This is a genomic window from Micromonospora sp. NPDC005194 (assembly GCF_040608335.1).
Classification (GTDB): Bacteria; Actinomycetota; Actinomycetes; order Mycobacteriales; family Micromonosporaceae; genus Micromonospora.
In genome coordinates this window covers 98,015-124,801 of sequence record NZ_JBEXIA010000002.1, presented here as the reverse complement: position 1 = coordinate 124,801, position 26,787 = coordinate 98,015, and the positions used below count along the sequence as shown (strand labels likewise).

The window sequence follows — 26,787 nt, the reverse complement described above, 5'->3', positions numbered from 1 at the left end:
CCGCCCGGCGCCGGCCGTACGGCGGCTGCGCGGTGCGGGGTCGGGCCGCCGCCGGTTGCCCGGCGACGGGCCCTACGGGGTTCAGCCCTGCCGCTTGGCCGGGCGGCTCTTCTTCGGGTTGGCCGGCTTGGCGCCCGGCTTCGGGCCCGCCACCTTCGGCGCGGTCGCCTTGACCGGGGCCGTGGGGGCGGCCTTGCCGCGCCCGAACAGGCCGCCCGACTTGGCGGGCTGCACCGGGTTGCGAGTGGCCGCGGGGGCGGTGGCCTTCTTGGCGGTCACCGGCGGCGGGAACTTCCGCAGCACCCACTGCTGCTGCCCGAGGGTGAAGAGGTTGTTCGTGACCCAGTAGATGATCACACCGATCGGGAAGATCGAGCCGGAGATCAACAGCGAGGCTGGGATGCCGTAGAGCATCAGCCGCTGGATCATCCGCTGCTGCGGGTCCTCAGCCCACCCGGTCTTGAGGATCATCTGACGGCTGGTCAGGTAGGTGGTCGCGATCATGACCAGGACCAGGATACCGGCGATGATCTTGACCGTGGTGCCGTTGGCGCCGAGACGGGCCAGCTCGTCGGCGCTGGAGCCGAACTTGCCGGCGATCGGGGCGGTGAACAGCTTGGCGTTCGACGCGCTGTCGAACTGTTCGACCGTCCAGCCGTAGAGGGTCTTGCTCTGCTTGGCCGGGTCGAGGCGGCGCAGCACGTGGAAGAGGCCGAGGAAGACGGGGATCTGGAGGAACATCGGAAGGCAGCCCATGAGCGGGTTGGCCTTTTCCTTCCGGTAGAGCTCCATCATTTCCTTCTGGAGCGTCTCCCGGTCACCCTTGTGCTTCTCCTGCAGCTCCTTGACCTTGGGCTGCAGTGCCTGCATCGCCCGCTGAGACTTGATCTGCTTGACGAAGACCGGGAACAGGATCACCCGGACGGAGACCACCAGGAAGACGATGGCCAGGATCCAGGCGAAGTTGGTGCCGATCACCGCGTCGATGGGCACCCCGATGGCGTCCCAGGCGGAGTGCCAGGTCAGCAGGATCCACGAAATCGCGTAGTAGATCCAGTCGAGACTCAATTCGGTGCTCCAGTCACATCGGCACGGCGGCGACCGCCCGGCTCCGGCACCGGGTCATGTCCACCAGGGTGGAAGGGGTGGCAGCGCAACAGCCGCCGGACCGCCAGCGCGGCTCCCCGGAGCGCGCCGTGCCGGGCCACCGCCTCCTGGGCGTACGCACTGCACGACGGGTAGAACCGACAGCGAGCCGGCAGTGCCGGACTTATCCACCGACGGTACGCGATGATGGGCGCGATCAGCACCCTGGCACCGGTTGACGTCGGGCGCGGGGCGGTCGGGTCGGTGCTCACCGGGACCGCCTCTCCCGGGGGGTGCGGGCAACCGCGATGGCGGAGTCCAGATCCGCGGCGAGCCGGGGATACGACGCCTCGGCCGCGGCGGGCAGCGCCCGGACGACAAGGGTGCTGCCGGCGGGCAGCGCGTCCAGCCGCTCCCGGACCAACGCCCGCAGTCGACGCCGGACCTTGTTGCGGACCACCGCGTTTCCGACGGCCTTGGATACGACGAAGCCGGCGCGGGCCGGAGCGGAGGGCTGCTCCGCAACGGTGTCCCGCGCCGGCTCCGGCGAGGTCGTTGTGCTGGTCCCGGTGGCCGACGGCATGGTCAGGTGGACCACGACCGCGCCTCGGCCGACGCGACGGCCACCGCGAACCGCTGCGGCGAAGTCAGTGCTACGCCGCAGTCGCTGTGCGGCGGCCAGCACGACTGCCCACGTCCCCCGGACCGGCCCGGTCGGCTCAGGCCGACAGGGTGGTGCGACCCTTGGCGCGGCGGCTCGAGAGGATGGCACGGCCGGCACGGGTGCGCATGCGCAGCCGGAAGCCGTGGGTCTTCGCGCGCCGGCGGTTGTTCGGCTGGTAGGTGCGCTTGCTCACGTCAGGCTCTCCGTTTTCGTACGCGCCCCGCGCGACGGGATCGCCGGGGTCGTGGGGTGGTCCAGGCCACCTCGACGGTGGCCACCGATCGGTGCTGCCCTGCGGAGCCGAACCTCGGCGGTGCGGGGATGCGACCGCGGACAGCAAGCACCCATCACCCTAGCAGAGGACGAGAGAGCAGCCGCTCCAGCCTACGCAGGGGTGCAATGACCGTCAAACACCCACAGCGGGGGACATCGGGACGCGCCCGGGACCGAAGGGGCGGTTTTCGCTGATGCCGACAAGGCCGCTGCCGCGTCGCCGGTTGATGGGGCAGGGACAACGCTGTTACCGTGCCCGATTGCGGTGAGCGTCGGAAGCTCCGGTCGTCGCGCGCAGGCAAGACCGGACACGCTGGTGAATCGTTCGGCACGGTGAACCCGCTTCAGCGCACGTCCAGGCAGGGGGCAGGTCCCACCCGCGCCCGGCGGGCGGCCACAATCGGTCGGTACACAGGCTGTGGATAACCTGTGGACGACCGCTGGTCAGCTGTCCGGGTGGGTGTTGTTCCACCCGCGCACGCGGCGGGCCCGGGACGGCCGGCTGGCAGACAGCGGCGGCCGGGAGCAGAGGCGAGGGGGTGGCACGACGGTGGCCGGTACGACCGACCTTGCCGCGGTGTGGTTGGCGGCGACCGACGAGCTCGCCGACGAGATCATCTCTGCCCAGCAACGTGCCTACCTCCGGCTGACCCGGCTCCGGGCGATCGTCGAGGACACCGCGCTGCTCTCCGTACCGGACGCGTTCACCCGGGACGTGATCGAGTCGCGGCTCCGCCCGGCGATCACCGAGGCGCTGACCCGCCGGCTCGGCCGGCCGATCCAGGTGGCCGTGACCGTGCGGGTGGCCGAGGACGCCACCGGGCGCCCGGCCGGCACCGTCTACCGCAGCACCCCCGAGCCGGGGCTGCTCGACGTCGAGGATCCGCCGTCCGCCCCGCTCGGCGACGAGTACACCGGGCGAGGTGTGGCCGACGAGGCAATTGGTGAGCAGCAGCGCCCACCCGCGAGCGCCGTGCCGCCGGCACCGGCGGGTCCGCCTCCCGCGTCGGCCGTCGACGGGCACCGGTCCGGCCTGATCCCCGCCAGCCGGGACGGGCAGGAGGCCCTCTTCAGCGCGGCCTTCGTGGAGCCGATGCGGTCGCCCCGACCGGCGCCCGAGCGGCGCGGGTACGACGAACAGGCGGCCCGCCTCGACCCGCCCGGCCCCGACACCCGGCCCTACGAGCCCCGCTACCGCGAGGACGCCGCGTCCCCCCGGGACCAGCACGTGATCCGTTCGCTGCCCCGTGACGGTGCGACGGACAGCGGTCCGGGCCGCAGTGGGATGGAACACCGCGCGGGCGGCCGCGACGACCGCCGACTGCCCGGCACCGACACCGGCGGCAACCGGCTGAACCCGAAGTACATGTTCGAGACGTTCGTCATCGGCTCGTCCAACCGGTTCGCCCACGCGGCGAGCGTGGCGGTGGCCGAGTCGCCGGCGAAGGCGTACAACCCGCTGTTCATCTACGGCAGCTCTGGGTTGGGCAAGACGCACCTGCTGCACGCCATCGGGCACTACGCCACGACGCTCGGCAACGCCCGGTCGGTGCGGTACGTCTCGACCGAGGAGTTCACCAACGACTTCATCAACTCGCTGCGGGACGACAAGACCAGCGCGTTCCAGCGGCGCTACCGCGACGTTGACATCCTGCTGATCGACGACATCCAGTTCCTGGAGAACCGCGAGCGTACGCAGGAGGAGTTCTTCCACACCTTCAACACCCTGCACAACGCCAACAAGCAGATCGTCATCACCTCGGACCGGTCGCCGAAGCAGTTGGCCACGCTGGAGGACCGGCTGCGGACGCGCTTCGAGTGGGGTCTGCTCGCCGACATCCAGCCGCCGGATCTGGAGACGCGGATCGCGATCCTGCAGAAGAAGGCGGCGCAGGAGCGGCTGTACGCCCCGCCGGACGTGCTGGAGTTCATCGCCTCCCGGGTGTCGAACTCGATCCGGGAGTTGGAGGGGGCGCTGATCCGGGTGACCGCGTTCGCGAGCCTGACGCGGTCGACCGTCGAGCTGTCGCTGGCCGAGGAGGTGCTGCGGGACTTCATCCCGGACGGCGCCGGCCCGGAGATCACGGCGGATCAGATCATGGTCTCCACGGCCGACTACTTCGGGGTGAGCCTGGAGGACCTGCGCGGCCAGTCCCGCTCCCGGGTGCTGGTCAACGCCCGCCAGGTGGCCATGTACCTGTGTCGGGAGCTGACCGAGCTGTCGCTGCCCCGGATCGGGCAGGCGTTCGGCGGCCGGGACCACACCACGGTCATGCACGCGGACCGCAAGATCCGCCAGCAGATGGCCGAGCGGCGTTCGCTCTACAACCAGATCGCCGAGCTGACCAACCGAATCAAGCAGAACACCTGAGGGATACGTCGCACGACGCGGCGGACACGCCCGGCCGGAGATCCGGCCGGGCGTTCTTTTTTTCGACTCCGGCGGGCCTCGGCTCGCCTCCCGGGCGGCTTCGGCTTGACCCTCGACATGGTGCAGACCACAGGATCGACGCCGTGTCCACCTTGATACTCACTCGTTGTCCACAGCTCGTTATCCACCGTCGGTGGATAACTACGGTCCGTCCTCCGCCAGTTACCCACAGGCTGTGGAGAAACCCTGTGTACGACGCTGTGGACGGCTGGGGACAACGACGAGGTTGTCCACCGATGATCGTCGACCTGTGTACGAGCTGTTGAAGGTTCTGGGGACAACGGCAATGGTGATCTTCTCGGTCGTCCACAGGCATGGGGAGAAAGTCGGTGGATTACCGGTGGACAACCGGTGGACAACGGTGGACAACCGGCCGTCGTCGCCGGGCTGTGGACACCCGAGGCAGTTGTACCCCCGGTTCTCCACAGCCAACTCACCGGTGGATAACCTGTCTGAGCTGCGCAGACCCGAGTTCTCCACAGTTTGCACAGGTGCGATGAAGACGATGGGTTATCTCTTCTAAGAGAACAAAAACCAATCATCACCGTTGGGCTTTCTGTGGATCGGGCCGAACGCTGCCGGACAGGCCGGTCAGCATCGACACGATCCACGGGGTCGGGCGCACAGCCGATGTCCCTGCGCCCTAAGGTGCGATGGGTACCCGCACGGTCGGGCGGGACGGTAGGCAGCGGTCGGCATGAGAGAGTTGTCGCTGACGTCGACGCGGAGGCATTGATGAAGTTCCGAGTGGAGCGCGACGCGCTCGCCGAGGCCGTGGCGTGGACCGCGAAGAGCCTGCCGAACCGGCCATCCGTACCGGTGCTCGCCGGGGTGATGCTCCGCGTCACCGACGGCAACCTGCGGGTCTCCGGCTTCGACTACGAGGTTTCCAGTCAGGTGACCGTCGAGGTGCAGGGTGACGCCGACGGCGCCGCGCTGGTCTCCGGTCGCCTGCTCGCCGAGATCACCAAAGCGTTGCCGGCCAAGCCGGTCGACATCGCCGCGGTCGGCGCCCACCTCGAACTGGTCTGCGGCAGCGCCCGGTTCACCCTGCCCACCATGCCGGTGGAGGACTACCCCGCCCTGCCCGAGATGCCGCAGAGCGCCGGCACCGTCGACGCCGCGGCGTTCGCCACAGCGGTCTCCCAGGTGGCCATCGCCGCCGGCCGGGACGAGACGCTGCCGATGATGACCGGCGTCCGCGTCGAGCTCTCCGGCAACACGCTGTCGATGCTCGCCACCGACCGGTACCGGCTGGCGTTGCGCGAGATCCAGTGGCGGCCCGACGACCCCGAGGTCAGTATCAACGCCCTGGTCCCGGCCCGCACCCTGAACGACACCGCCAAGGCGCTCGGCCCGCTGGGCGGCGAGGTCACCCTCGCCCTCGCTCAGGGCGCGGCGGGCGAGGGCATGGTCGGCCTCGCAGGCGGCACCCGTCGCACCACCAGCCGGCTGCTCGACGGCGCCAACTACCCGCCGGTGCGCTCGCTCTTCCCGGCCACCCACAACGCCGAGGCCCGGGTGTCGGTCAGCACCCTGATCGAGGTCGTCAAGCGGGTCGCCCTGGTGGCCGAGCGCACCACCCCGGTGCTGCTCAGCTTCAGCGCCGACGGGCTGGTGGTCGAGGCCGGCGGCTCCGAGGAGGCACGGGCGAGCGAGGCGATGGAGGCCACCTTCACCGGTGACGCGCTGACCATCGGCTTCAACCCGCAGTACCTCATCGACGGCCTGGCGAACCTGGGCTCGCAGACCGCCGTGCTGTCGTTCGTCGACGCCTTCAAACCCGCGGTGATCTCACCCGCCGGCGAGGATGGCGAGACCATTCCGGGGTATCGGTACCTCATCATGCCGATCCGCGTGTCTCGCTGATCGCGCCCAGCAACACCCAGATCCACGGAGGTAGGAACAAATGCAGCTCGGCCTGGTAGGACTCGGCCGGATGGGCGGCAACATGCGCGAGCGGTTGCGGGCTGCCGGCCACGAGGTGGTCGGTTTCGATCACAACCCGCAGCTGAGCGACGCGGCAAGCCTCGCCGAGCTGGCGCAGAAGCTGGAATCGCCGCGGGCGGTCTGGGTCATGGTGCCTGCCGGCGTCACCGACGCCACGATCGACGAACTCGCCGGGGTGCTCGGCGAGGGCGACATCATCATCGACGGCGGCAACTCCCGCTTCAGCGACGACGCTCCCCGGGCCGAGCGGTTGAACGAGCGCGGCATCGGCTACGTGGACGTCGGCGTCTCCGGGGGCGTCTGGGGCCGGCAGAACGGCTACGGGCTGATGGTCGGCGGCGCCCAGGAGCACGTCGACCGGCTCATGCCGATCTTCCAGGCGCTCAAGCCGGAGGGTGAGTTCGGTTTCGTGCACGCCGGCCCCGTCGGCGCCGGGCACTACTCGAAGATGGTGCACAACGGCATCGAGTACGGCCTCATGCACGCCTACGCCGAGGGCTACGAGCTGTTGACCGCCTCCGAGCTGGTGACCAACGTCCCGGGCGTGTTCAAGTCCTGGCGCGAGGGCACCGTGGTCCGCTCCTGGCTGCTCGACCTGCTGGACCGGGCCCTCGACGAGGACCCGGAGCTGGCCGATCTGAGCGGCTACACCGAGGACACCGGCGAGGGTCGCTGGACCGTCGACGAGGCGGTCCGTCTCGCCGTCCCGCTGAACGTCATCACCGCCTCCCTGTTCGCCCGGTTCGCCTCCCGGCAGGACGACTCACCCGCCATGAAGGCCGTCGCCGCGCTGCGCCAGCAGTTCGGTGGCCACGCCGTCCACAAGCGCTGAGCGGTATCCACACCCTGTGTACGTCCACCGGCTGGAACTGGTCGACTTCCGCTCGTACGAGCGGGTCGCCGTCGACCTCCAGCCGGGGGCGAACGTCCTGATCGGCGCCAACGGCGTCGGCAAGACCAATCTCGTCGAGGCGCTCGGCTACGTGGCGACCCTGGATTCGCACCGGGTCGCCACGGACGCGCCGCTGGTCCGGATGGGCGCCACCTCGGCGGTGATCCGCTGCGCGGTAATCCACGACGGCCGGGAACTCCTCGTTGAGCTGGAGATCGTGCCGGGCCGGGCCAACCGGGCGCGGCTGGGCCGCTCCCCGGCGCGCCGGGCGCGGGACGTGCTCGGCGCCCTGCGACTGGTGCTCTTCGCGCCGGAGGACCTGGAGCTGGTCCGCGGCGATCCGGCCGAGCGCCGTCGCTACCTGGACGACCTCCTGGTCAACCGGCAACCCCGCTATGCGGGAGTACGGGCCGACTACGAGCGGGTCGTCAAGCAGCGCAACGCTCTGCTGCGTACCGCGTACCTCGCCCGCAAGACCGGCGGTTCCCGGGGCGGCGACCTCGGCACCCTCGCCGTCTGGGACACCCACCTGGCCCAGCACGGCGCGGAGCTGCTCGCCGGGCGGCTGGAGCTGGTCGCCGCGCTCACCCCGCACGTCGCCAAGGCGTACGACGCGGTGGCCGCCGGACGGGGCGCGGCCGGTATCGCCTACCGGCCGTCGATCGAGCTGGCCGAGCCGACCACCGACCGGGCCACGCTGGCCGAGGCGCTGACGACCGCGCTCGCCGCCTCCCGCACCGCCGAGATCGAACGGGGAACCACCCTCGTCGGCCCGCACCGCGACGAGCTGGCCCTGTCCCTCGGTCCGCTCCCCGCCAAGGGGTACGCCAGCCACGGCGAGTCCTGGTCCTTCGCGCTCGCCCTGCGGCTGGCCGGGTACGACCTGCTGCGCGCCGACGGTATCGAGCCGGTCCTGGTGCTCGACGACGTCTTCGCCGAGCTGGACACCGGGCGCCGGGAGCGGCTGGCGGAGCTGGTCGGCGGGGCGAGTCAGCTGCTGGTCACCTGCGCCGTGGACGACGACGTGCCGGCCGCGCTGCGCGGCACCCGCTATCAGGTCGGCGAGGGGACGGTACGACGTGTCGGATGAACCGGACGCCAGGCGGTCAGGCGCCAACCGCACCGGCAGCGGCCGGCAGGCCGGTGACGCCGCGAACGCGCGTACCGCACGGTCGGGAGCGACCGGAGACGGCGCCGGCGGTCCGGTCGTGGCCGGAAGCGGCGCGGCCGGTGTCGACGGCGGCGGGCCGGCGGACGGTGCGACCGGGCCGGAGCTGGCCCGGGCGGTGCTCGACGCGGCGCTGTCCCGCCGGCAGGCGGCGGCGCGCACCCGGCGTACCCCCGGGAGCGGCGCGGACGGCGCCAGCGGCTCGGGACGGCGGCTGCGTGGCTACTCGGGCCCCGGCCCCGACCCGCGCGACCCGCAACCCCTCAGCGCCGTGCTGAACCGGTTGGTCAAGGCGCGCGGCTGGCAGCAGCCCGCCGCCGAGGCCACCGTGTTCGGCGCCTGGGAGCGGGTGGTCGGCGCCGAGGTCGCCCAGCACAGCCGGCCGGTCAAGCTGGAGAACGGCGAACTGACCGTGGAGGCGCGCTCGACGGCCTGGGCGACCCAACTGCGGCTGCTCGCCGGCTCGCTGCTCAAGCAGATCGCCCAGGAGGTCGGGCACAACGTGGTGCGCAAGCTGCACATCCACGGCCCGGCCGCGCCGTCCTGGCAGAAGGGGCCGCGCCGGGTGCGCGGTCGGGGGCCGCGCGACACGTACGGCTGAGCCCGGCCCTCTCAGCGCCGCCGGTCGGCTTCGCGGGCCGCCCGCTTGCGCTCGCGCTGCTCCTGGGTGTAGCGCTTGCGCTCGGCCAGGTCGCGTTTCCACGCCTCGCGGGCCTCGGCCGAGCCACCCTGCACGGCGCCCGCGACCCCGTCGGCCGGGCCGGCGAGGTTCCGGAACGTCCACCGCATCAGGCGACCACCCTCGCCCGGCGTCCTGTTCGCCGTGCCGTCCTCGCTCATCCGCAGTCCCTCCACGCGATCAGTTGCCACACCAATGATTGGCACACCAACGATCGCTACGATAGTCAGCATGCAGTCAGCGAGCAACCGATGAGCGGGCAGCCGGAGGGCGTCGATCCGTTGGCGCTGGAGCAACAGGTCTGCTTCGCCCTGTCGGTCGCCGCACGCAGCGTGGTGGCCGTCTACCGGCCGCTGCTGGAACCGATGGGGCTGACCCACCCGCAGTACCTGGTGATGCTGGCGCTGTGGCAGCACGCGCCGTTGTCCGGCCGCGACCTCAGCCGCCTGCTGCAGCTCGACCCGGGCACCCTGTCGCCCCTGCTCAAGCGGCTCGAAGCAGCCGGCTACCTGCGCCGGGAACGCGACGCCGCCGACGAACGCAGCCTCGCCGTCACCCTCACCGCCACCGGCGCCGCGCTGCGCGTCCAGGCCGAGCGGATCCCGGCCGCGATCGTGCAACGCCTCGGGCTGCCCGTCGAGGACCTGCAGCACCTGCACGCGGTGCTCACGCAGGTGATCGCGGCGGCCAACCGGCCCGGCGGCGACCCGGCCGCCCCGCAGAGCGGGACGGCCGCTCAGGCGTCGGCGTAGACGGCGAAGCCGCGCTCGGCGCAGCGTCGGTAGAACGCCGCCAGCACGCCCAGCTCCGCGCAGGTGAAGTTCCACTGCGGCGGATCACCGCGCTCGTCGCGCAGCGCGTCGAGTCGGGTCTCCAGCCAGCGCAGCTGCTGCTCGGCCAACCGGCCGTCGCCGAGCAGCGCCCGCAGCACCGTGCTCACCGAGTCGAAGGTGACCGTCTCGCCGTACTCCCGGTGGCCGGCCACGAACCGCTCGATGCCGCCGGCGATCCAGGCGCAGCCGTCCGGGTCGATCACCGGATCCTCGTCCTCGGCGGCGGCGTCTGTGGCATACAACACACCTTCGAGGCCGAGCAGGAGATCCACCAGCTCGGTGTACGCGGTCGCCCGGACGGTGCCGGTCTTCGCGATCAGCTCGGCCAGCGCCGCCGTCGGCGCGGAGATCCGTGGCAGGTCGACGATCTCGCCGAAGTCGACGAACTCGGCCGGCGCCACCGGATCGTAGAAGCGGCCGGTCCGCGGCCAGTGCACCGCGACGTTGTCCAGCCCCATCTGTCACCTCTTAGAGAGCACGTGTCGGGTCGATCGGGTCGATCGTCCCGGTTCCGGCCGGTAAAGATCAAGGCCGCTTCCGGGGCGCCGCAAACGTACGGCACGGACGGTCCGGCCGCGACCCCCGACCCGCCCGAGCGCGGGTCAACCCGTCCGGGGGCGGCGCGTCCGATCAAAGCCTGGCGTGTGGGGGGAGTCGAGGGTAATGGGGTTCTGCCGGCTACGGACATCTCAGCCGCCTCGTTGAGGGTGCCGAGTGGTGGTTCTGTCCTCCGCGCACAGTAGGATTGACAGTGAGACGAAGACCCGGTGCGGGGCGAGGGACGGGGCCGGTGGCCCCAGCATCATTCTCCACTCCGGGTTGAGCCGATCGCGATCCGCGGGCAACCGCGGCGACCGGCGCGTTCGACCCGCTGTCCGGAGGTCTCGGGCACCGGTCCACGCGTCGACGTCGCGTCCTGTCCGCCGAACCCGCGCCCGACGCGCCCTCCCGGCGCCGACGACGCGAGAAAGTGGCCGAGGGTGGCAGCGCAGGACAAGCAGGAGTACGGCGCAGAGTCGATCACCGTTCTCGAGGGGCTGGAGGCGGTTCGCAAGCGGCCCGGTATGTACATCGGGTCCACCGGCGAACGCGGTCTGCATCACCTCGTCTGGGAGGTCGTCGACAACGCGGTCGACGAGGCGCTGGCCGGATACTGCGACACCATCGACGTGGTGCTGCTCGCCGACGGCGGCGTCCGGGTTACCGACAACGGCCGAGGCTTCCCCGTCGACCTGCACCCGAAGCTGAAGAAGCCGGGTGTCGAGGTCGCGCTGACCATCCTGCACGCCGGCGGCAAGTTCGACGGCAAGGCGTACGCGGTCTCCGGCGGTCTGCACGGCGTCGGCGTCTCCGTCGTGAACGCGCTCTCCACGCGGATGTTCGTCGAGATCCACAAGTCCGGCTCCGTGTGGCGGCAGCATTACACCAACTCCAAGCCGAGCCCGCTGGAGAAGGGCGAGGCCACCGACCGCACCGGCTCGGCGGTCTCCTTCTGGCCGGACCCCGACGTCTTCGAGACGGTCGACTTCGACTTCCAGACCATCTACCGGCGCCTACAGGAGATGGCCTTCCTCAACCGTGCCCTGCGCATCCACCTGCTCGACGAGCGGGTGGCCGAGGAGGAGGACGGCCGGCAGCGCGAGGTCACCTTCTTCTACGAGGGCGGCATCGCCGACTTCGTCCGGCACCTCAACGCCTCCAAGAACCCGATCCACAAGACGGTGGTCGAGTTCGAGGCCGAGGAGGAGGGCATGTCGGTTGAGATCGCCATGCAGTGGAACGAGTCGTACGGCGAGTCGGTCTACACCTTCGCCAACACGATCAACACCCACGAGGGCGGCACTCACGAGGAGGGCTTCCGGTCCGCGCTGACCAGCGTGGTGAACCGGTACGGCACCGACAAGAAGCTGCTCAAGGGCGACGAGAAGCTCTCCGGCGAGGACATCCGGGAAGGGCTCGCGGCGATCATCTCGGTCAAGCTGGCCAACCCGCAGTTCGAGGGCCAGACCAAGACCAAGCTCGGCAACACCCCGGTGAAGAGCTTCGTGCAGCGGGTCTGCAACGACCGGCTGGTCGACTGGTTCGACCGCAACCCGGCCGAAGCCAAGATGATCATCACGAAGGCGTCCCAGGCGGCCCGTGCCCGGATCGCCGCGCAGCAGGCGCGCAAGCTGGCCCGGCGCAAGTCGCTGTTGGAGTCCGGCTCGATGCCGGGCAAGCTGGCCGACTGCCAGTCGACCGACCCCCGCGAGTCCGAGGTGTTCATCGTCGAGGGTGACTCGGCCGGTGGCTCGGCCAAGCAGGGCCGCGACCCGCGGACCCAGGCGATCCTGCCGATCCGCGGCAAGATCCTCAACGTGGAGAAGGCCCGGATCGACCGGGTCCTGAAGAACAACGAGGTCCAGGCGCTGATCACCGCGCTGGGCACCGGCATCCACGACGACTTCGACATGGAGAAGCTGCGCTACCACAAGGTGGTGCTGATGGCCGACGCGGACGTCGACGGCCAGCACATCCAGACGCTGCTGCTCACCCTGCTGTTCCGCTTCATGCGTCCGCTGGTCGAGCTGGGTCACGTCTACCTGGCCGCTCCGCCGCTCTACAAGATCAAGTGGAACAAGAAGGGCGACGACGCGCAGTACGCCTACTCCGACCGCGAGCGGGACGGGCTCATCGCGCTGCGCCAGCAGAAGAAGCCGAACGCCAAGCCGGACGACATCCAGCGCTTCAAGGGCCTCGGCGAGATGAACTATCCCGAGCTGTGGGAAACCACGATGAATCCGGCGACGCGTACCCTGCGTCAGGTCACGCTCGACGACGCCGCAACCGCGGACGAGTTGTTCAGCGTCCTGATGGGTGAGGACGTCGAGGCGCGCCGGTCGTTCATCCAGCGCAACGCCAAGGACGTGCGGTTCCTGGATATCTGACGGACCTCGGCGGGCCGGTCGGGCACCAACCGGCCGGTTCGCCGGTCCACAGAGTTATCCACAGCTTGGTCGGTATCCACAGCCGTTATCCACAGCACGAAAACGACTCTGAGTCTGATAAGGGTATACAGTGACCGATTCCCCCGAGTCCACACCGAACGAGCCCGAGGTTCCCGCCGAGGCACTCGCCGCCGTGGTCGCGCACGACCGGATCGAGCCGGTCGGCCTCGAGGTGGAGATGCAGCGCTCCTACCTCGACTACGCGATGAGCGTGATCGTCGGGCGCGCGCTGCCGGACGTCCGGGACGGGCTCAAGCCGGTCCACCGCAAGATCCTCTACGCGATGTTCGACTCCGGCTACCGGCCGGACCGCGGCTACGTGAAGTGCTCCCGGGTCGTCGGCGACGTGATGGGTCAGTTCCACCCGCACGGCGACTCGGCGATCTACGACGCGCTGGTCCGGATGGCGCAGCCCTGGTCGCTGCGCTACCCCCTGGTCGACGGCAACGGCAACTTCGGCTCGCCGGGTAATGATCCGGCTGCGGCGATGCGTTACTGTATTTCGGGAAATGTCCGTATTCGTACTGCCGATGGTAGCGTGCGGATCGCGGACATGGTGGCGGACGCCGCGCCGTCCAGCGAGACCGACATCGACCTGAAGGTCCGCGACCGCAACGGCGACCTGGTCCGCGCCTCGAAGTTCTTCCACTCCGGCGAGCACCCCACCCTGCGGCTGCGGACCCGCGAGGGGTACGAGCTGACTGGCACCCACAACCACCCGGTGCTCTGCCTGGTGGACGTCGCCGGCGTGCCGACCCTGCTGTGGAAGCTGCTCGCCGAGATCGCTCCCGGCGACCGGGTCGTCCTCCAGCGCAGCGTGCCGGACGAGATCGGCTACCCGATGCTGGAGCACGTCGAGGCTGCTGTCCTCGCCGGTGCTTTCGTCAGCGAGGGCTGGGTCTCCCCGAACCGGGCCGGGTTCAACAACGTCGACCGGGAGTTCTTCGTCCGGGTTCTCGCGGCCTACGACCTTGCGGTGGGCGGTCCGCGTTACGCCAGCGAGCGGGTCATCGCCTCCGGCAGCACTCTGCACGAACTCGACGTGCAGGACCTCAGCGCGCTGCGGACGAGCCTTCTCGGCGACCTTGTGGGCGCTCGTAGCGCCGCGAAGTTCGTTCCCGAGTTCGTCTGGCAGGGGCCGGCCGCGGTCAAGCGGGCGTTCCTCCAGGCGCTGTTCGAGGGTGACGGCTCGTCGTCGCTGCTGCCGCGCAACACCATGCAGATCTCGTACTCGACCCGCAGCGAGCGCCTGGCGGCCGAGGTCCAGCAGCTGCTGCTGGAGTTCGGTGTGATCAGCCGGCAGACCCGCTACGACAATGGCGAGATCAAGGTCGTGGTGACCAACCGTCGCGACGCCCGAATCTTCGCCGCGCACGTCGGGTTCCTCGGTCGGAAGCAGGCCAAGTTGGAGGCCGAGCTGGCCCAGGTGCCGGCGAGCAGCACGGCGCTCTCCAGCGACCACGTGCCGTTGGTCGCCGACTTCATCCGTGAGCACGGCGCGCAGCGCTGGACGGAGCGGGACTGGCTGCGCCGGCACAACGTGGACCGGGTCGAGCGGTGGGAACGCGACCGCGACGAGATCGCGGCCCGGATCACCAACTCCGAGGTGCTCGACGTGGTCGAGCCGTTGGTCGACGGGCGGTTCTACTACGCCGAGGTGGCGCAGATCACGGACGCCGGCGTGCAGCCGGTCTACAGCGTCCGGGTGGACACCGACGACCACTCGTTCGTCTCGGACGGGTTCGTCAGCCACAACACCGAGTGCAAGCTCGACCCCCTCGCGATGGAGATGCTGCGGGACATCGACGAGGACACCGTCGACCTGCAGGACAACTACGACGGCCGGGCCAAGGAGCCCACGATCCTGCCGTCGCGGATCCCCAACCTGCTGGTGAACGGCTCCGAGGGCATCGCGGTCGGCATGGCCACCAAGATCCCGCCGCACAACCTGCGGGAGATCGGCGCGGCGGTGCAGTGGTGCCTGGAGCACCCTGAGGAGGACGAGGAGACCACCCTCGAAGCCCTGCTCGGCATCGTCAAGGGCCCGGACTTCCCGACCCACGGCCTGATCGTCGGCACTACCGCCATCCAGGACGCGTACCGCACGGGTCGTGGTTCGATCCGGATGCGGGCCGTGGTGGAGGTCGAGGAGGACAAGCGGGGTCGGCCCTGCCTGGTCGTCAGCGAGCTGCCCTACCAGGTCAACCCGGACAACCTGGCCGAGCGGATCGCTGAGCTGATCAAGGAGGGCAAGCTCGCCGGCATCGCCGACATCCGCGACGAGTCCTCCGGGCGTACGGGCATGCGGATCGTGCTGGTGCTCAAGCGCGACGCGGTCGCCAAGGTGGTGCTGAACAACCTCTACAAGCACACCCAGCTCCAGGAGACCTTCGGCGCCAACATGCTGGCGCTGGTCGACGGGGTGCCGCGCACGCTCAACCTGGCCCAGTTCATCCGCTACTACGTCGAGCACCAGATCGACGTGATCCGCCGGCGGACCGCGTTCCGGCTGCGCAAGGCCGAGGAGCGGGCGCACATCCTGCGCGGTCTGGGCAAGGCGCTGGACGCGCTGGACGAGGTGATCGCCCTGATCCGGCGCTCGCCGACCGTGGACGACGCCCGGCAGGGCCTGATCCGGCTGCTGGAGATCGACGAGATCCAGGCGACCGCGATCCTGGACATGCAGCTGCGCCGCCTCGCCGCCCTGGAGCGGCAGCGGATCGTCGACGACCTGGCCAAGCTCGAAATCGAGATCGCCGACCTCAAGGACATCCTCGCCAAGCCGGAGCGGCAGCGCCGGATCGTCTCGGAGGAGCTGGGCGAGATCGTCGCCAAGTGGGGCGACGAGCGGCGTACGCAGATCATTCCGTTCGACGGCGAGGTCTCGATGGAGGACCTCATCGCCCGGGAGGACGTGGTCGTCACGATCACCCGGACGGGGTACGCCAAGCGGACCAAGGTCGATCTGTACCGCTCGCAGCGGCGCGGCGGCAAGGGCGTCAGTGGCGCCACGCTGCGGCAGGACGACATAGTGAGCCACTTCTTCGTATGCTCGACGCACGACTGGATCCTGTTCTTCACGAACAAGGGTCGGGTGTACCGGGCCAAGGCGTACGAGTTGCCGGAGGCCAGTAGGGTAGCCAAGGGCCAACACGTGGCCAATCTGCTCGCCTTCCTACCTGACGAGCAGATCGCGCAGATCATCGAAATCCCGAACTACCAGGTAGCCCCCTATCTGGTACTGGCCACGAAGAACGGCCTGGTGAAGAAGACGCGGCTCGAGGAGTTCGACTCCAACCGTTCCGGCGGAATCATCGCGATCAACCTGCGCGATGAGGACGAGCTGGTCGGTGCTGCGCTGGTGGCGCCGGAGAACGACCTGCTGCTGGTCTCCAAGAAGGCGCAGGCGATCCGGTTCAACGCCTCCGACGAGGCGCTGCGGCCGATGGGCCGGGCCACCTCGGGCGTGATCGGCATGCGCTTCACGGACGACGACGTCCTGCTCGCCATGGAGGTCGTTCGGGACGGTCTGGACGTCCTGGTGGCCACGAACGGGGGATACGCGAAACGTACCCCGATCGAGGAATACCCGGTGCAGGGCCGGGGAGGTAAGGGCGTGCTGACTGCGAAGATCACCGAACGGCGCGGTGGTCTGGTCGGTGCCGTGGTGATCGACCCAGACGACGAGTTGTTCGCGATCACCAGCAACGGTGGTGTCATCCGGACTCCGGTGAAGCCTGTACGCCGTACGCGTGACCGGAACACAATGGGGGTCAAGCTGATGGACCTCCCGGACGGCGTGACTATCGTGGCGATTGCTCGCAATGCCGACGAGCCTGACGAACAGGACTAGTTGAATGACGGAGACACAGGCGAAGTCGGGGAACACGGGGACCTCGGCCAACCCGGTCGACGAGGAGGCCGCCAAGGGCGGCACACCAGCGACCGGCCGCGCGGCCGTGGGCCGGGCCACGGTTCCCGCCGACGCGCCTGCCCCGAAATTCACCCGGGCTCCCGGCATGACACCTCCGCCGGAGCAGCCCGGCGAGGACGGGGGATCGGGCGACGCCAAGGCCGAGACGTCGGCTGTCGAGGCACCGACGTCCGCCGGGGTGGCCCCCGCGGCGGCCGCCCCGACCCCGGCTCGGCCGACGACCACCCAGCCGATCAACACCCGGCCCGGTCAGGCGGCATCGACCGGGGCCACCGGCACCCAGCCGCGGATCACGCCGGGCATGACCCAGCCCGACTCGGGGCGTACGGCCGCTGGCGGTCGCCCCGCGAGCGGTGGTGGCCTGCCGCCGGGGATCGGCAACGCATCGGCCGTCGGGGCCGCTCGCGTGGGTGAGGCGGTACGCGCCGCGCGTACCTCGGTCAGCTCGGCGGCGTCCCGCGGACCGCGCCGGGCCCGGCTGAACCTCAAGCGGATCGACCCCTGGTCCGTGATGAAGTTCGCGTTCGCCGTCTCGGTGGTGCTGTTCATCGTCGTGGTGGTCGCCACGTCGGTGCTCTACCTGGCGCTGGACGCGATGGGCGTGTTCCAGAGCGTCAACGACAGCCTCAGCGACCTGGTCAACGCGGGCGGTGGGCAGAGCACCAACGGGTTCCAGATCACCGCCAAGGGCGTGATCCTCAGCTCGGCGCTGATCGGCCTGGTCAACGTGGTGCTGTTCACCGCGCTGGCCACGCTGGGAGCATTCGTCTACAACGTCTGCGCCGACCTGGTCGGCGGGATCGAGCTGACGCTCGCCGAGCGCGACTGAGTGTGACCGGGGCGCCGGGGCACCGCGGAATGCGGTCGCTCCGGCGCCCCGTACTCGGTTAGGTTTTGCAGACGGCGACGGCCCGGCTCGCAGGTTCGGACCCCGATTTGGGGCCGGCAGAGCGGATGGGTTAATCTTGCTCGTCGCAACGCGGGGCTATAGCTCAGTCGGTTAGAGCGCAGAGCTGATAACTCTGAGGTCGATGGTTCGATTCCATCTAGCCCCACCGCACATCGTCCGACGCTAGTCGAGCGCGAGGGGTCGCCCCATGTTCAAGAAGCTGCTGATCCTGGCCGGCGTCGTCGGCGTGGCTGCCGTCGTCTTCAACAAGGTCAAGGCCGCCAACGACGAGCGTGCCCTGTGGCACGAGGCGACCACCGCGCCCGACCTGCGCTGACGTCCGGCCGGCGGCGAGCGACGCACCGCCGCCGCAGCCGCTCACGGGGCCCTAGCTCAACTGGCAGAGCACTGCCTTTGCAAGGCAGGGGTTAGGGGTTCGAGTCCCCTGGGCTCCACCAGCACAAACACCGGTTGATCTCAGTCCCGAGTACAGCCAACCGTACAGCCAACCCGGGCATTCGCGCGTCACCCGGCTCCTTCGTGGGGGCCGGGCCTCCATGCATTGGGCGCCGTGAGTCGAACCCGGATCGGCAACGCGAGTGATCGTCACCTTCAGTGCTCATGGCGCGGGATGTGGTTCGCTCTTGTGGACGAACCTGTGTACGAACAACCCCAACCTGTGGGGTTCCAGTGGACGACACACCACAACCTGTGGATAAACTACATGGCTGGAGTTTGTCGTACGGCACCGCTACGCTATGCAGCGAGCACGAAAGACCCCGGTTGAAGTTGACCGAGGTCGACACTTCAGCCGGGGTCCGTTGCGTTGGTCGCGCAGACCGGAACCCTACACTCTCCCGATCCTCGGAGCGAGTGCCCACTTGTCGGGGCTGGAAGTGTCCAGCTCATGACAGGAGGTGACAGCAGGTGACTCGTAACGAGCGACACGTCCAGCAAAACCCGGACGGCGGATGGGACATCACCAAGCCGGGTGCCGCGCGACGGAGCGGACACGAAGGTACTCAGGCAGAGGCGATCGACCGTGCTCGCCAGATCGTCGGCAATTCCGGTGGCGGCGAGGTGGTGATCCATGGCCGCGACGGACGGATCCGCGACTCGGACACGGTGTACCCGGGCAACGATCCGAACCCGCCGCGCGACCGCCGCTAATGTAGTGGTGTAAGCGAGAGACCGGCTTGCCTTCGTCAGATGGCAAGCCGGTCTTCTCATTTCTGTTCCATGCCCAAGATCCGATCAATGGCCGAGGCAGCCTGACGCGCCCGCGCCGGCAGAACGTGCCCGTAGGTGTCGGCCGTCATCCGGATCGTGGAGTGCCCGAGAAGCTCCATCACCGTGCGCAGCTCCTCGCCCTGGTCGAGCAGGAACGTGGCGAATGCGTGCCGCAGGTCGTGCAGGTGCAGCCAGTCCAAGCCGGCCACGGCCCGGAGCTGCTCGAAGCGGCGATTGACATTCCGCGGCTCCATCGGGGTGCCGATCGTGCTGGCGAAGACCAGCCCGAAGTCTGACCACAGCTCCCCCGCCGCGAGCCGTTCCCTGGCCTGCCGGACCCGTTGAGACTCCAACGCCCGGACCGCCAGGGCGGACAGCGGCAGGGGCCGGCGCGACCGATGCGTTTTCGGCGGCACGAACTCCAACCCGCGGTCTGTGCGCTGGACCGTCTGGCGTACGAACAGCGCCTTACCTGGCAGGTCGACGTCCGACCAGCGCAGGCCCAGCAGTTCCGCCCGGCGAAGCCCGGTGGCCAGCGCCAGCACGAACAGGGACTCCAACCGGTCCCCAGTGAGCACCGACAGCAGCTCCTTGGCCTCTTCGGGACTCAGTGCCCGCCGTTCGATCCGACCGAGGGCCGGTGGCTTGGCCGCCTTGGCGACGTTGCGTGCGACGAGGTCCATCCGCTCAGCGTCGGCCAGGGCGACGCGCAGCACGGCGTGCACCTTGATGATGCTGGCCGGTGCCAGCTTGCCGCGGAGCCCGGTGAGGAACCGCTGTACCTCCCGAGGCGTCAGCCGGTCGAGCTTCACCCGGCCCAGCCCCGGCACCAGGTGCTTGGTCACGGCCAGGCGGTAGCGGACGAGCGTCGACGGGCGGGTGCCGTCGTGGGCCTTCACGTCTCGCAGCCACTCGGTTAGCCACGCTTCCACGGTCCGCGGCTGCGCGGTGAGGTCGACACCGAGCTGGAGTTGCCGCCGCAGTTCGTCGCGCTTCCGGACCGCATCCGCCTCGGTCTTGGCGTAGACGTACTTCCGCTTGCGCTTCCCATCGATCCACCCGAGGTCGATCACCGCCGCCCACACGCCCGGCCGCTGCTCGTACACCGAGCCTTCCCCGTGAGCCCGACGACGGCCGGTCATGCCGCAAACTCCTCATCAGCCGACAGGAACTCATCGATGGCCGACAGCGGAATCAGCCGAGCCCGGCCAGCCTTGATCGATCGGAGCCGACCTGAGCGCATCAACACGTAGACGGTGTCCCGGCAGACGCCCAGGAGGGCGGCAGCTTCGGCGGGGCGGACGCTCTTGGGAGCCACCGCGCGGGGCTGGATCATCACGCACGTCCTTCCGGGGAGTCGAGGTCGGGTCGGCTCGGCACCGAGGCACCCTGCGCGGCCTTGTCTCTCGCCGCGAGGAGTGCTGCCTTCCACTGGGCACGTTGGGACAGGGCTTTGAGGAGTCGGTGTTGCAGGGGTGGTAGGTCGGGGTCGTCTGGTCGGGCGAGTTCCCAGGCGTACGCGGGTGGGTCGTCCTGCTCGACGGACCCGGCGTCGGTGGCGCCGACGGTGACGCCGAGGAGGTTGCGGACCCAGGCGCGGGCGTCGGCGCGGTGGTCGGCGAGGGTCTTTCCGGACCAGTCGCGGGAGACGAGGATGCGTCGGCCGCCGATGCCGAGGGTGGCCCGCTGGTGGACCTTGCCTTTGCAGCGGCCGGCTTGCAGGCGTCCGTGTGCCTTCTTGGGTTGGATGCCGTAGAGCAGCCAGTTGGCGCACCGCTCGTTGCATGGGGTCATCCGCAGTTCATGCCAGAGCCGGTCGAGGTGGTCCCGCTGCCGCTCGGTGTCGGGCTTGTGGCAGTCGGCCGCGGACTTGGTGATGTACTTCGTGATGTAGCCGATCGTGCGGTTGGCGTGCACGGTGCCCGGGGTGACGCCTTCGGCGTGGACCTGCGGACCGAACCGCACTACGTGCGCGGGTTCGGCGTCAGGGTCGGAGTCGATGAGGTCCAGGGCTTCAGCCCACGCGGTCAGCGGCTCGCGGGTGTCGGGGTCGATCCACTCGGCGCGGTCGGCGTCCCAGACAGGTGGCCGGTCGAGGGTGTAGACCGGTTCGTCGGCGGCGGGCCACCAGACTTGGTGGTAGGTGGCGGCGGCGACCTGCCGCAGCACGGTGCGCGGGATGGTGCCCCGGATGGCGAAGTGGGCGTGGGGCGCGAGGCGTCGTTGGGGCTCGACGCAGCCGGCGTACTGGACGTTCCAGCCGGCGCAGCGGCGCAGGTTCTGCCAGAACCGGTCGAGGAGTCGGGCGAAGTGCACCGCGTCCCACGCCGCCCGGCGGTAGTCGTAGGTGCCTGGGTCGACCGGGGTGCCGTCGGGTAGGACCCGGCCGTAGGTGTCGAGGGTGAGTGACAGCCACATGGACGGGCGGTGTTCGGTGCCGTCGGGGGCGGTGTAGACCTTCCCGACCGTGCGCGGCTCCACCTTCTTGCGAGGCAGGTCCGGCGCATCCTGCCGGCGGCGGGTGGAGCGCTTCCGGCGACCGTGGTTGTCGTCGTCGTCCTGATCGTGGGAGGGGGCGACGGCGCCGCGGAGACCTTCGGCGGCGATGGCTTCCTCTACCTCGCCGATCGCGTCGTCGATGTCGGGGAGCTGGTCGAACTGGGCGGCGCGTCGAGTTCGCCTTTGCAGGAGCAGGCCAAGGAGCTGGTGAAGGGAATCCTCGCGGACGAGGGCCAGTGATGCGGGGCGTGATTCTCTACGGTCCGCCAGCGGCGGGCAAGGACACGATCACTACCGCTCTGCGCGACCTCGACGAGAGATACCAGCTCTACTCGCGGTTGAAGGTCGGACCGGGACGGACGAGCGGCTACCGGATGTCCGACGAGTCGACCCTTGAAGGGCTACGCCGCAGTGGCGATGTGGTGTGGGAAAACCAGCGGTACGGCGCCCGGTACGTAGTCGACCGCCCGTCGCTGTTGACGACTCTGTCGGCGGGTATACCCGTCGTGCATCTGGGTCAGCGGCCGGCCGTTGCCGCTGTCACTGCGGCTGTCGCCGGTGCTCGATGGTGCATGGTCTACCTCTGGTGCCCACGAGAGGTAGCGGAGCAGCGGATCATTGCCCGACGGACCGGAGACACCGAGGCGCGCCTGCGGGCGTGGGATGCGACCGAGCCGCTACCCGAGGCGGACCTGATTCTGAACACGGCCGAGTTGTCTCCCCACGAGGCCGCCGAGCGGATACACCGTCACGTCCTGGCCGATGATGCTGCGGAAGCTCCCCAGGTCCGGCGTAGCAGTGCAAGCAACTCGTAGCCGTCCTCAACCCGGGCGTCCGGTCTCAGGTCATCGTGCGATGGCTCCCGGTCCGTGCGGGGTGAGCGCATGAGGATCGCTGCCTGGGCGCCGGCACGCCGAGCGCAGGCAACGTCGCGGCCGAGAGTGTCACCGATGAACCAGCAGGCGCCGATCGGTACGCCGATCGCGTCGGCCGCGAGGAGCGCGAGTTGCGGGTTCGGCTTACGAGGGCCGGCTTCATCGCTGTAGAACTCGGCGGCGAAGAGAGCCGAGAATCCGACGCTGGCGAGGAAGTCACGGTGTGCCGCGCCGCAGAGAGTGTTGCTGACGACGGCGAGAGGTAGGCCAGCGTCGGAGGCTTCCTGTAGCGCTTCCGGGATTCCGGGTCTCACTTCCCATTCGGCGCGCCATGTCCACGCGTACGCCAGAGGGGTGGCTTCCCGCTCGACGGCGTCACGGGCCGGCTGAGGCCAGGTGCGGGTGACAAAGTCGGCCCACACCCGAGAGTGCGGCAGCTCGACCGGATCCCCTGTTCTGCCGATGTCATCACGCCACCGCGCGTACGCCCGAGCGCCCTCGCGGAGATCAGTGGCGATCTGCTGGCCGGGCACCGTACCCGCGACAAGGTAGGAGAGCCGGTCGACCAAGTCCGGCGGCGCCAGATGTTGTGGGGACGGGGCGTCAACCAGGACGCCACCGAAGTCCAGCAGGAGCGCACCCGGCGACCGAAGCATGTTGACCATCCTCCATGACGTGGGAGGTGGCGTGGGTGAAGAGGCCAGGCAGAGGGGCCGAGAGGGAACCGTGGAGCCGATGATGAGGAGGAGGAAAGGCGACCACGAGCGGAGCGGGTAGAGGCAGCCGGCGTCACGCGAGGATGAGCCCCACGCTTCCCGAGGCCGCACAGGATGACGGCGGCCGGGTGGTGTTGTAGTCGGCCTGACTGAGGTCGACTCGGCGCGCTGTCCGTGATCTGTTGCCGAATTGGCCTGTACTAGATCAAGCGCGTTCCGCGCGGCGCGGGCCGGGGCGCGGCAAACGGCTCCTGCGGAGCCGCCGCCCCGGCGCAAGGGCGCCGGGGCGGAAAATCAGCCGGCCCGAACCCCACGCCCCGCCCCGCGCGTCACCACTGGGTCAGCGAGGTGACCCGGTGACGAGTCCCGAAGGACGACCAGGGCCAGGCGGGACACAATTCCACCCGATGCCGACGATCCCGAAGCAGCACGAGATCCGGCAGGCCAACCGCGGCGGACGAAGTTGCCGAACGGTTCCACACAGTCGCTCAGGCCCAGGGTGGGGAAGGGGTAGAGGTGGTGTTGGGGTGGAGTGGTGAGGGAGAGGGCGAGGTTAGAGCTGTGCCTCCGGCGGGGGCCAGACGACTCCGAGATGGAGTTGCCGAACGGTTCCGGTCGGAGAGTGGTTGAGGTGGGATGCCATCCCGCCAGCCACCGACCCAGGCAAGCCGAGCAGACCAGGGCCAGGGTGACAAGGTCGTACGTCCGGTAGGGCGCTCCACCTTGTCACCCTGGCCCTGGCCCGCTCCACGGTGTGTGGGTCGGCGGCAGACGGGATGGCAGATGAGGGCTTAAGCTGCGTCGATGCGACGAGATCCTTGGTTAACGGTCGCAGGCTGAGTTAGGAGAGAAGTGCACTATACCTCGGTGTCGATTAAGAATTTCCGTTCAATCGTAGATTCCGGCGAGATTCCCCTTGGCCCCGTTACCTTGCTTGTTGGTCGAAATAACTCAGGAAAGTCGACCATCGTCCGCGCCCTGTATCTTTCTCAAGAAGGGGCGCCGCAGGAGGATAGTGACGTCCGCGTTGGGGCTGAGGAATTTGAGATTGATTTAAAGCTCGGCGAATGGAGCAGGCTTGCGCGGTTAGTGGGGGGTGAAGCCCCGATCGACCCTGGATCTACTGTCCGCCTGTTAGGGTACGGCGGGTCACAAGTCCGAGCTCGACTCCTTGACGGAGACAAATTCCAGCATGCGCGGCTAGCGGGGAATGTTGAACCCAACAATGCCATCTATCCCGTGCTAGCGACGCGCCGTCAACCGCGCTACGAAGAGCAGGTTCGGCGCGACTCTGCAATAACTGTCAGTCCGACAGACTCGAACCTTGTTTCGAGGGTGATGGCCCTCGCCACCTCGGAGATACCTGAGGCGCGGGCGTTCCGTACGGCATGTCGAGATGTTCTCGGCGTCAATCTGAATATCTTGACGAACGAGCACGGACAGCAGCGACTTGGTGTGCAGATTGATCGGTTTACCGAGATTCCACTGAGCGCGATGGGTGCGGGCATTACCTCGGCGCTCAACCTGCTTCTTAGTCTGAGTTCTAGTCAGAACAAGCTTTTCTTAATTGAGGAACCGGAGAATGACCTTCATCCGCAGGCGTTGAAAGCGCTTTTAGACCTGGTTGTTAGCGCTGCACGCACCAATCAGTTCGTAATATCGACGCATAGCAGCATTGTTATGGCCAAGCTCGGCTCTGTCCCTGGTGCTGTGGTTGTCCACAGCAAGAGCGACGGCAAGGTTCCACCAGTCAGTACCTACGATGTAGTTAGCTCGCCAGCGGACCGGCTATCGGTGATGCAGGACCTTGGTTACGAGTTGGCGGATCTCGACCTTGGAGAAGGGTGGCTGATCTTCGAGGAGTCCAGCGCCGAACGCTTGGCGAGGGAATTCCTCATTCCGTGGTTCGCTCCGCGACTGCTTCGTCTAAGGACGCTAGCGGCCAGTGGCACCTCACGCCTTGAGCCCATCATGCAAGATTACTTGGAACTTTTCTTGTTTGCTCACCTTGAACCGATGTATAGAGGTCGAGCCTGGGTGATTGCAGATGGCGATGAGTCCGGCGTCTCCGTTATCGAAAATCTGAAGCTTAAATTCTCTGGGTGGCCAGCGGATCGCTTTATTAATTTTGACCGTGCCGACTTCGAGCTTTACTATCCACCCTTATTCAAGGAGGAGGCTGAACGTGCACTTTCAGGGACGGACAAGAGAATGCGCCGGGAAGCGAAGCGCCTGCTCCTTAATAAGGTTCTAGGCTGGATCGCTGAAGATGAAGTTGCGGCAAGAGAGGCGTTTTCTCAATCCGCGGCTGAAGTGATCGATAAGCTTCAAGCAATCGAAGAAGATCTGCTCGCTCTTGGTCGCGTGTCCGGTGGTGTGGCTAACCCTTAACTCGTTAGGAAGGGGGCATCACGGGACGACTTCCGCTGAGCTAAAGTTGTGCGCGGGCAACTCCTGTTCAGGGTATTCCCCTCGAAGTTGCTCTTATCGTATGCTCCCTCGACGATGACGGCGAGGAGGAGCGGTGAGCGGCAATAGGAGAGGGATACCCGCGTCAGTGGAGGCCGCCCTTTGGGCTATTAGCAACGGCCGATGCTATGGCCCGGGTTGCCCTATGCCAGTTATGTTCGAGGTGCGTCCAGGCGTGTACCGCAAGAATGTGCAGATTGCCCATATCTACGGCGTGCGACCGAGTGCGCCTAGGTACATGTCGGGGATGCCTGACTCGGAACGCGATGCCTTCAGGCACCTATTGCTGCTCTGCCTACCCCATCACGCGGAAGTCGATGACAGGAGGACCGGGGAGAGGCTATATCCGGCGGAGGTCTTGCTTGAGTGGAAGCGGAAGCACGAGGGTGACAATAACGCTGAACTGAGCCGCATAGGCCCAGTCGATGAAGATGCATTTATGGAGTACGTTGCCGAGATTTTTGAACCCCCGTTGAAGCGGTTGGAGTCGATAGCGGACCGGCTGGAACAGACCGGAACTCTTAACGCGAGCACGGCAGTAGAGCTTCGCGGAATCGTTTCTGCATTGGCGGACAATCCAGTTGGCTTAGATGCACGATCGGTTCGAATTCTTGCAGATGCGGTGGACCGGCTCGGCGGTACGAGCTTCTCGCGAACGGTGGCTCATTTCTCCGAGGCGGCAGCCGTGATGGCGAGGGCGGTGCGACGGTTGCCCGAGCGATGACCGGAGCACGTGGGGCTGCCTCCGGTGCGAGGTGAGATGACCCGGCTGACGACGTGAGGTCCGGTTACGGCTAGGAGGGGTAGGCCAAGGCGAACCTGTAGCCTCGCCAGCAGGAAATCAGCAAGAGGCGCGACGTGGTCCGCCATTGGACGATTGCCGACAGTGGCCGGGGTGATCGAGACGACATTGGACATTATCGACCAGTCCGCGACCGTAGGCGAGATCATCGTTCACACCGAAGAGGTCGGCGGCTGTACAGCCATCCGTACAGCCAAGCCGGCCGACATACCCGACCGGAGACCGACCACAGTCGACAAGGCAAGCAGGTCAGCAGCAGTCACCGACGGCAGCCGACAGCAGGCTTGATCTTTGCAAGGCAGGGGTTAGGGGTTCGAGTCCCCTGGGCTCCACCATCACTTCCCCCTCGGCCCCGCGCCCCGAGTCTCGTGGTCGTGGACCGAGCGGTGCTGATCGTTGACGCATGAGCG

Annotated in this window: 23 protein-coding genes, 2 tRNA genes and 1 pseudogene; 16 read left to right on the top strand and 10 right to left on the bottom strand. The window is 68.2% G+C overall.

The annotated features are described in order from the left end of the window. Positions 1 to 81: 81 nt before the first annotated feature. The 4 genes from yidC to rpmH are packed head-to-tail and all read right to left on the bottom strand — an operon-like array spanning position 82 to position 1,943. Positions 82 to 1,068: a membrane protein insertase YidC gene (yidC, locus tag ABZU53_RS02170; RefSeq protein WP_354854835.1), complete on the bottom strand. Its 987-nt coding sequence runs from the start codon at positions 1,066 to 1,068 to the stop codon at positions 82 to 84. Beyond that, on the bottom strand, positions 1,065 to 1,358 hold the full coding sequence (yidD, locus tag ABZU53_RS02165) for a membrane protein insertion efficiency factor YidD (protein ID WP_354854837.1): 294 nt from the start codon (positions 1,356 to 1,358) through the stop codon (positions 1,065 to 1,067). Before yidD ends, yidC begins: the two co-directional genes overlap by 4 nt. After that, positions 1,355 to 1,771 carry a ribonuclease P protein component gene (gene rnpA / locus ABZU53_RS02160; protein ID WP_354854839.1) on the bottom strand — a complete coding sequence of 139 codons (417 nt, stop codon included), beginning with the start codon at positions 1,769 to 1,771 and terminating at the stop codon, positions 1,355 to 1,357. Before rnpA ends, yidD begins: the two co-directional genes overlap by 4 nt. A gap of 34 nt (positions 1,772 to 1,805) precedes the next feature. After that, positions 1,806 to 1,943 (bottom strand): 50S ribosomal protein L34, encoded by a 138-nt coding sequence (gene rpmH / locus ABZU53_RS02155; protein WP_007453904.1) that lies wholly within the window; start codon positions 1,941 to 1,943, stop codon positions 1,806 to 1,808. A gap of 630 nt (positions 1,944 to 2,573) precedes the next feature. Here rpmH and dnaA point away from each other — a divergent pair. From dnaA to ABZU53_RS02130, 5 genes are all read left to right on the top strand, one after another. Further along, a complete protein-coding gene (dnaA, locus tag ABZU53_RS02150) occupies positions 2,574 to 4,394 on the top strand; it encodes a chromosomal replication initiator protein DnaA (RefSeq protein WP_354854841.1) in 1,821 nt (606 codons plus the stop codon). Between the two features lie 795 nt (positions 4,395 to 5,189). Then, positions 5,190 to 6,323 carry a DNA polymerase III subunit beta gene (gene dnaN / locus ABZU53_RS02145; protein WP_354854842.1) on the top strand — a complete coding sequence of 378 codons (1,134 nt, stop codon included), beginning with the start codon at positions 5,190 to 5,192 and terminating at the stop codon, positions 6,321 to 6,323. Positions 6,324 to 6,363: 40 nt separating this feature from the next. Continuing rightward, on the top strand, positions 6,364 to 7,236 hold the full coding sequence (gene gnd / locus ABZU53_RS02140) for a phosphogluconate dehydrogenase (NAD(+)-dependent, decarboxylating) (protein WP_354854844.1): 873 nt from the start codon (positions 6,364 to 6,366) through the stop codon (positions 7,234 to 7,236). 16 nt (positions 7,237 to 7,252) lie between these two features. Continuing rightward, complete coding sequence (recF, locus tag ABZU53_RS02135; protein WP_354854846.1) at positions 7,253 to 8,386, top strand: DNA replication/repair protein RecF; 1,134 nt, start codon at positions 7,253 to 7,255, stop codon at positions 8,384 to 8,386. Positions 8,387 to 8,504: 118 nt separating this feature from the next. Then, positions 8,505 to 9,065: a DciA family protein gene (locus ABZU53_RS02130; RefSeq protein WP_354855010.1), complete on the top strand. Its 561-nt coding sequence runs from the start codon at positions 8,505 to 8,507 to the stop codon at positions 9,063 to 9,065. A gap of 11 nt (positions 9,066 to 9,076) precedes the next feature. On the opposite strand, the gene ABZU53_RS02125 is transcribed toward ABZU53_RS02130, so the two are convergent. Next, positions 9,077 to 9,304 carry a hypothetical protein gene (locus tag ABZU53_RS02125; RefSeq protein WP_354854848.1) on the bottom strand — a complete coding sequence of 76 codons (228 nt, stop codon included), beginning with the start codon at positions 9,302 to 9,304 and terminating at the stop codon, positions 9,077 to 9,079. A 90-nt stretch (positions 9,305 to 9,394) separates the two neighbouring features. Between ABZU53_RS02125 and ABZU53_RS02120 the strand changes: the two genes are divergently transcribed. Further along, entirely contained in the window at positions 9,395 to 9,895 is a 501-nt protein-coding gene (locus ABZU53_RS02120; protein WP_354854849.1) for a MarR family transcriptional regulator, read from the top strand. Here ABZU53_RS02120 and ABZU53_RS02115 read toward each other — a convergent pair. Further along, a complete protein-coding gene (locus ABZU53_RS02115) occupies positions 9,880 to 10,434 on the bottom strand; it encodes a hypothetical protein (RefSeq protein WP_234584449.1) in 555 nt (184 codons plus the stop codon). The genes ABZU53_RS02120 and ABZU53_RS02115 overlap by 16 nt on opposite strands. Before the next feature lie 522 nt (positions 10,435 to 10,956). Between ABZU53_RS02115 and gyrB the strand changes: the two genes are divergently transcribed. The 7 genes from gyrB to ABZU53_RS02080 all read left to right on the top strand — a co-directional run bounded on the left by gyrB (position 10,957) and on the right by ABZU53_RS02080 (position 18,956). Next, entirely contained in the window at positions 10,957 to 12,903 is a 1,947-nt protein-coding gene (gyrB, locus tag ABZU53_RS02110; protein WP_354854851.1) for a DNA topoisomerase (ATP-hydrolyzing) subunit B, read from the top strand. A 193-nt stretch (positions 12,904 to 13,096) separates the two neighbouring features. Further along, positions 13,097 to 16,816 (top strand): intein-containing DNA gyrase subunit A, encoded by a 3,720-nt coding sequence (gene gyrA / locus ABZU53_RS02105; protein WP_355063525.1) that lies wholly within the window; start codon positions 13,097 to 13,099, stop codon positions 16,814 to 16,816. A 4-nt stretch (positions 16,817 to 16,820) separates the two neighbouring features. Continuing rightward, the gene (locus ABZU53_RS02100) at positions 16,821 to 17,726 is read left to right on the top strand and encodes a DUF3566 domain-containing protein (protein WP_355063342.1); all 906 of its coding nucleotides are present in this window, start codon (positions 16,821 to 16,823) and stop codon (positions 17,724 to 17,726) included. A gap of 152 nt (positions 17,727 to 17,878) precedes the next feature. Beyond that, positions 17,879 to 17,952: transfer RNA gene (locus ABZU53_RS02095), tRNA-Ile, on the top strand. Positions 17,953 to 17,994: 42 nt separating this feature from the next. Further along, positions 17,995 to 18,123: a DLW-39 family protein gene (locus ABZU53_RS02090; protein WP_007453934.1), complete on the top strand. Its 129-nt coding sequence runs from the start codon at positions 17,995 to 17,997 to the stop codon at positions 18,121 to 18,123. Between the two features lie 45 nt (positions 18,124 to 18,168). Further along, positions 18,169 to 18,244 (top strand) — tRNA-Ala (locus ABZU53_RS02085). A gap of 469 nt (positions 18,245 to 18,713) precedes the next feature. Continuing rightward, positions 18,714 to 18,956, top strand: coding sequence for a DUF2188 domain-containing protein (locus ABZU53_RS02080; protein WP_355063340.1), 243 nt, complete (start codon positions 18,714 to 18,716; stop codon positions 18,954 to 18,956). 56 nt (positions 18,957 to 19,012) lie between these two features. On the opposite strand, the gene ABZU53_RS02075 is transcribed toward ABZU53_RS02080, so the two are convergent. From ABZU53_RS02075 to ABZU53_RS02060, 4 genes and pseudogenes are all read right to left on the bottom strand, one after another. Further along, positions 19,013 to 20,158, bottom strand: a complete 1,146-nt coding sequence (locus tag ABZU53_RS02075) for a tyrosine-type recombinase/integrase (RefSeq protein WP_355063338.1) — start codon at positions 20,156 to 20,158, stop codon at positions 19,013 to 19,015. Next, entirely contained in the window at positions 20,155 to 20,352 is a 198-nt protein-coding gene (locus ABZU53_RS02070; RefSeq protein ID WP_355063336.1) for a helix-turn-helix domain-containing protein, read from the bottom strand. Before ABZU53_RS02070 ends, ABZU53_RS02075 begins: the two co-directional genes overlap by 4 nt. Further along, positions 20,352 to 21,686: pseudogene (locus ABZU53_RS02065) on the bottom strand (replication initiator); the annotation flags it as partial. The pseudogene ABZU53_RS02065 and the gene ABZU53_RS02070, both read right to left, overlap by 1 nt. A 577-nt stretch (positions 21,687 to 22,263) precedes the next feature. Continuing rightward, complete coding sequence (locus ABZU53_RS02060; RefSeq protein ID WP_355063523.1) at positions 22,264 to 23,046, bottom strand: HAD family hydrolase; 783 nt, start codon at positions 23,044 to 23,046, stop codon at positions 22,264 to 22,266. A 927-nt stretch (positions 23,047 to 23,973) separates the two neighbouring features. Between ABZU53_RS02060 and ABZU53_RS02055 the strand changes: the two genes are divergently transcribed. The 3 genes from ABZU53_RS02055 (at position 23,974) to ABZU53_RS02045 (ending at position 26,665) form a co-directional block, all read left to right on the top strand. After that, positions 23,974 to 25,497, top strand: coding sequence for an AAA family ATPase (locus tag ABZU53_RS02055; RefSeq protein ID WP_355063335.1), 1,524 nt, complete (start codon positions 23,974 to 23,976; stop codon positions 25,495 to 25,497). 253 nt (positions 25,498 to 25,750) lie between these two features. Further along, on the top strand, positions 25,751 to 26,299 hold the full coding sequence (locus ABZU53_RS02050; protein ID WP_355063333.1) for a hypothetical protein: 549 nt from the start codon (positions 25,751 to 25,753) through the stop codon (positions 26,297 to 26,299). Positions 26,300 to 26,470: 171 nt separating this feature from the next. Continuing rightward, the gene (locus ABZU53_RS02045) at positions 26,471 to 26,665 is read left to right on the top strand and encodes a hypothetical protein (protein WP_355063331.1); all 195 of its coding nucleotides are present in this window, start codon (positions 26,471 to 26,473) and stop codon (positions 26,663 to 26,665) included. Positions 26,666 to 26,787 lie beyond the last annotated feature (122 nt).

Bases quoted from the DNA above. Each gene is read 5' to 3' on its own strand.
- dnaN (WP_354854842.1), top strand. From the start codon at position 5,190: ATGAAGTTCCGAGTGGAGCGCGACGCGCTCGCCGAGGCCGTGGCGTGG.
- ABZU53_RS02090 (WP_007453934.1), top strand. From the start codon at position 17,995: ATGTTCAAGAAGCTGCTGATCCTGGCCGGCGTCGTCGGCGTGGCTGCC.
- ABZU53_RS02060 (WP_355063523.1), bottom strand. From the start codon at position 23,046: ATGCTTCGGTCGCCGGGTGCGCTCCTGCTGGACTTCGGTGGCGTCCTG.
- gnd (WP_354854844.1), top strand. From the start codon at position 6,364: ATGCAGCTCGGCCTGGTAGGACTCGGCCGGATGGGCGGCAACATGCGC.
- ABZU53_RS02075 (WP_355063338.1), bottom strand. From the start codon at position 20,158: ATGACCGGCCGTCGTCGGGCTCACGGGGAAGGCTCGGTGTACGAGCAG.
- ABZU53_RS02100 (WP_355063342.1), top strand. From the start codon at position 16,821: ATGACGGAGACACAGGCGAAGTCGGGGAACACGGGGACCTCGGCCAAC.
- ABZU53_RS02070 (WP_355063336.1), bottom strand. From the start codon at position 20,352: ATGATCCAGCCCCGCGCGGTGGCTCCCAAGAGCGTCCGCCCCGCCGAA.
- ABZU53_RS02115 (WP_234584449.1), bottom strand. From the start codon at position 10,434: ATGGGGCTGGACAACGTCGCGGTGCACTGGCCGCGGACCGGCCGCTTC.
- ABZU53_RS02125 (WP_354854848.1), bottom strand. From the start codon at position 9,304: ATGAGCGAGGACGGCACGGCGAACAGGACGCCGGGCGAGGGTGGTCGC.
- ABZU53_RS02120 (WP_354854849.1), top strand. From the start codon at position 9,395: ATGAGCGGGCAGCCGGAGGGCGTCGATCCGTTGGCGCTGGAGCAACAG.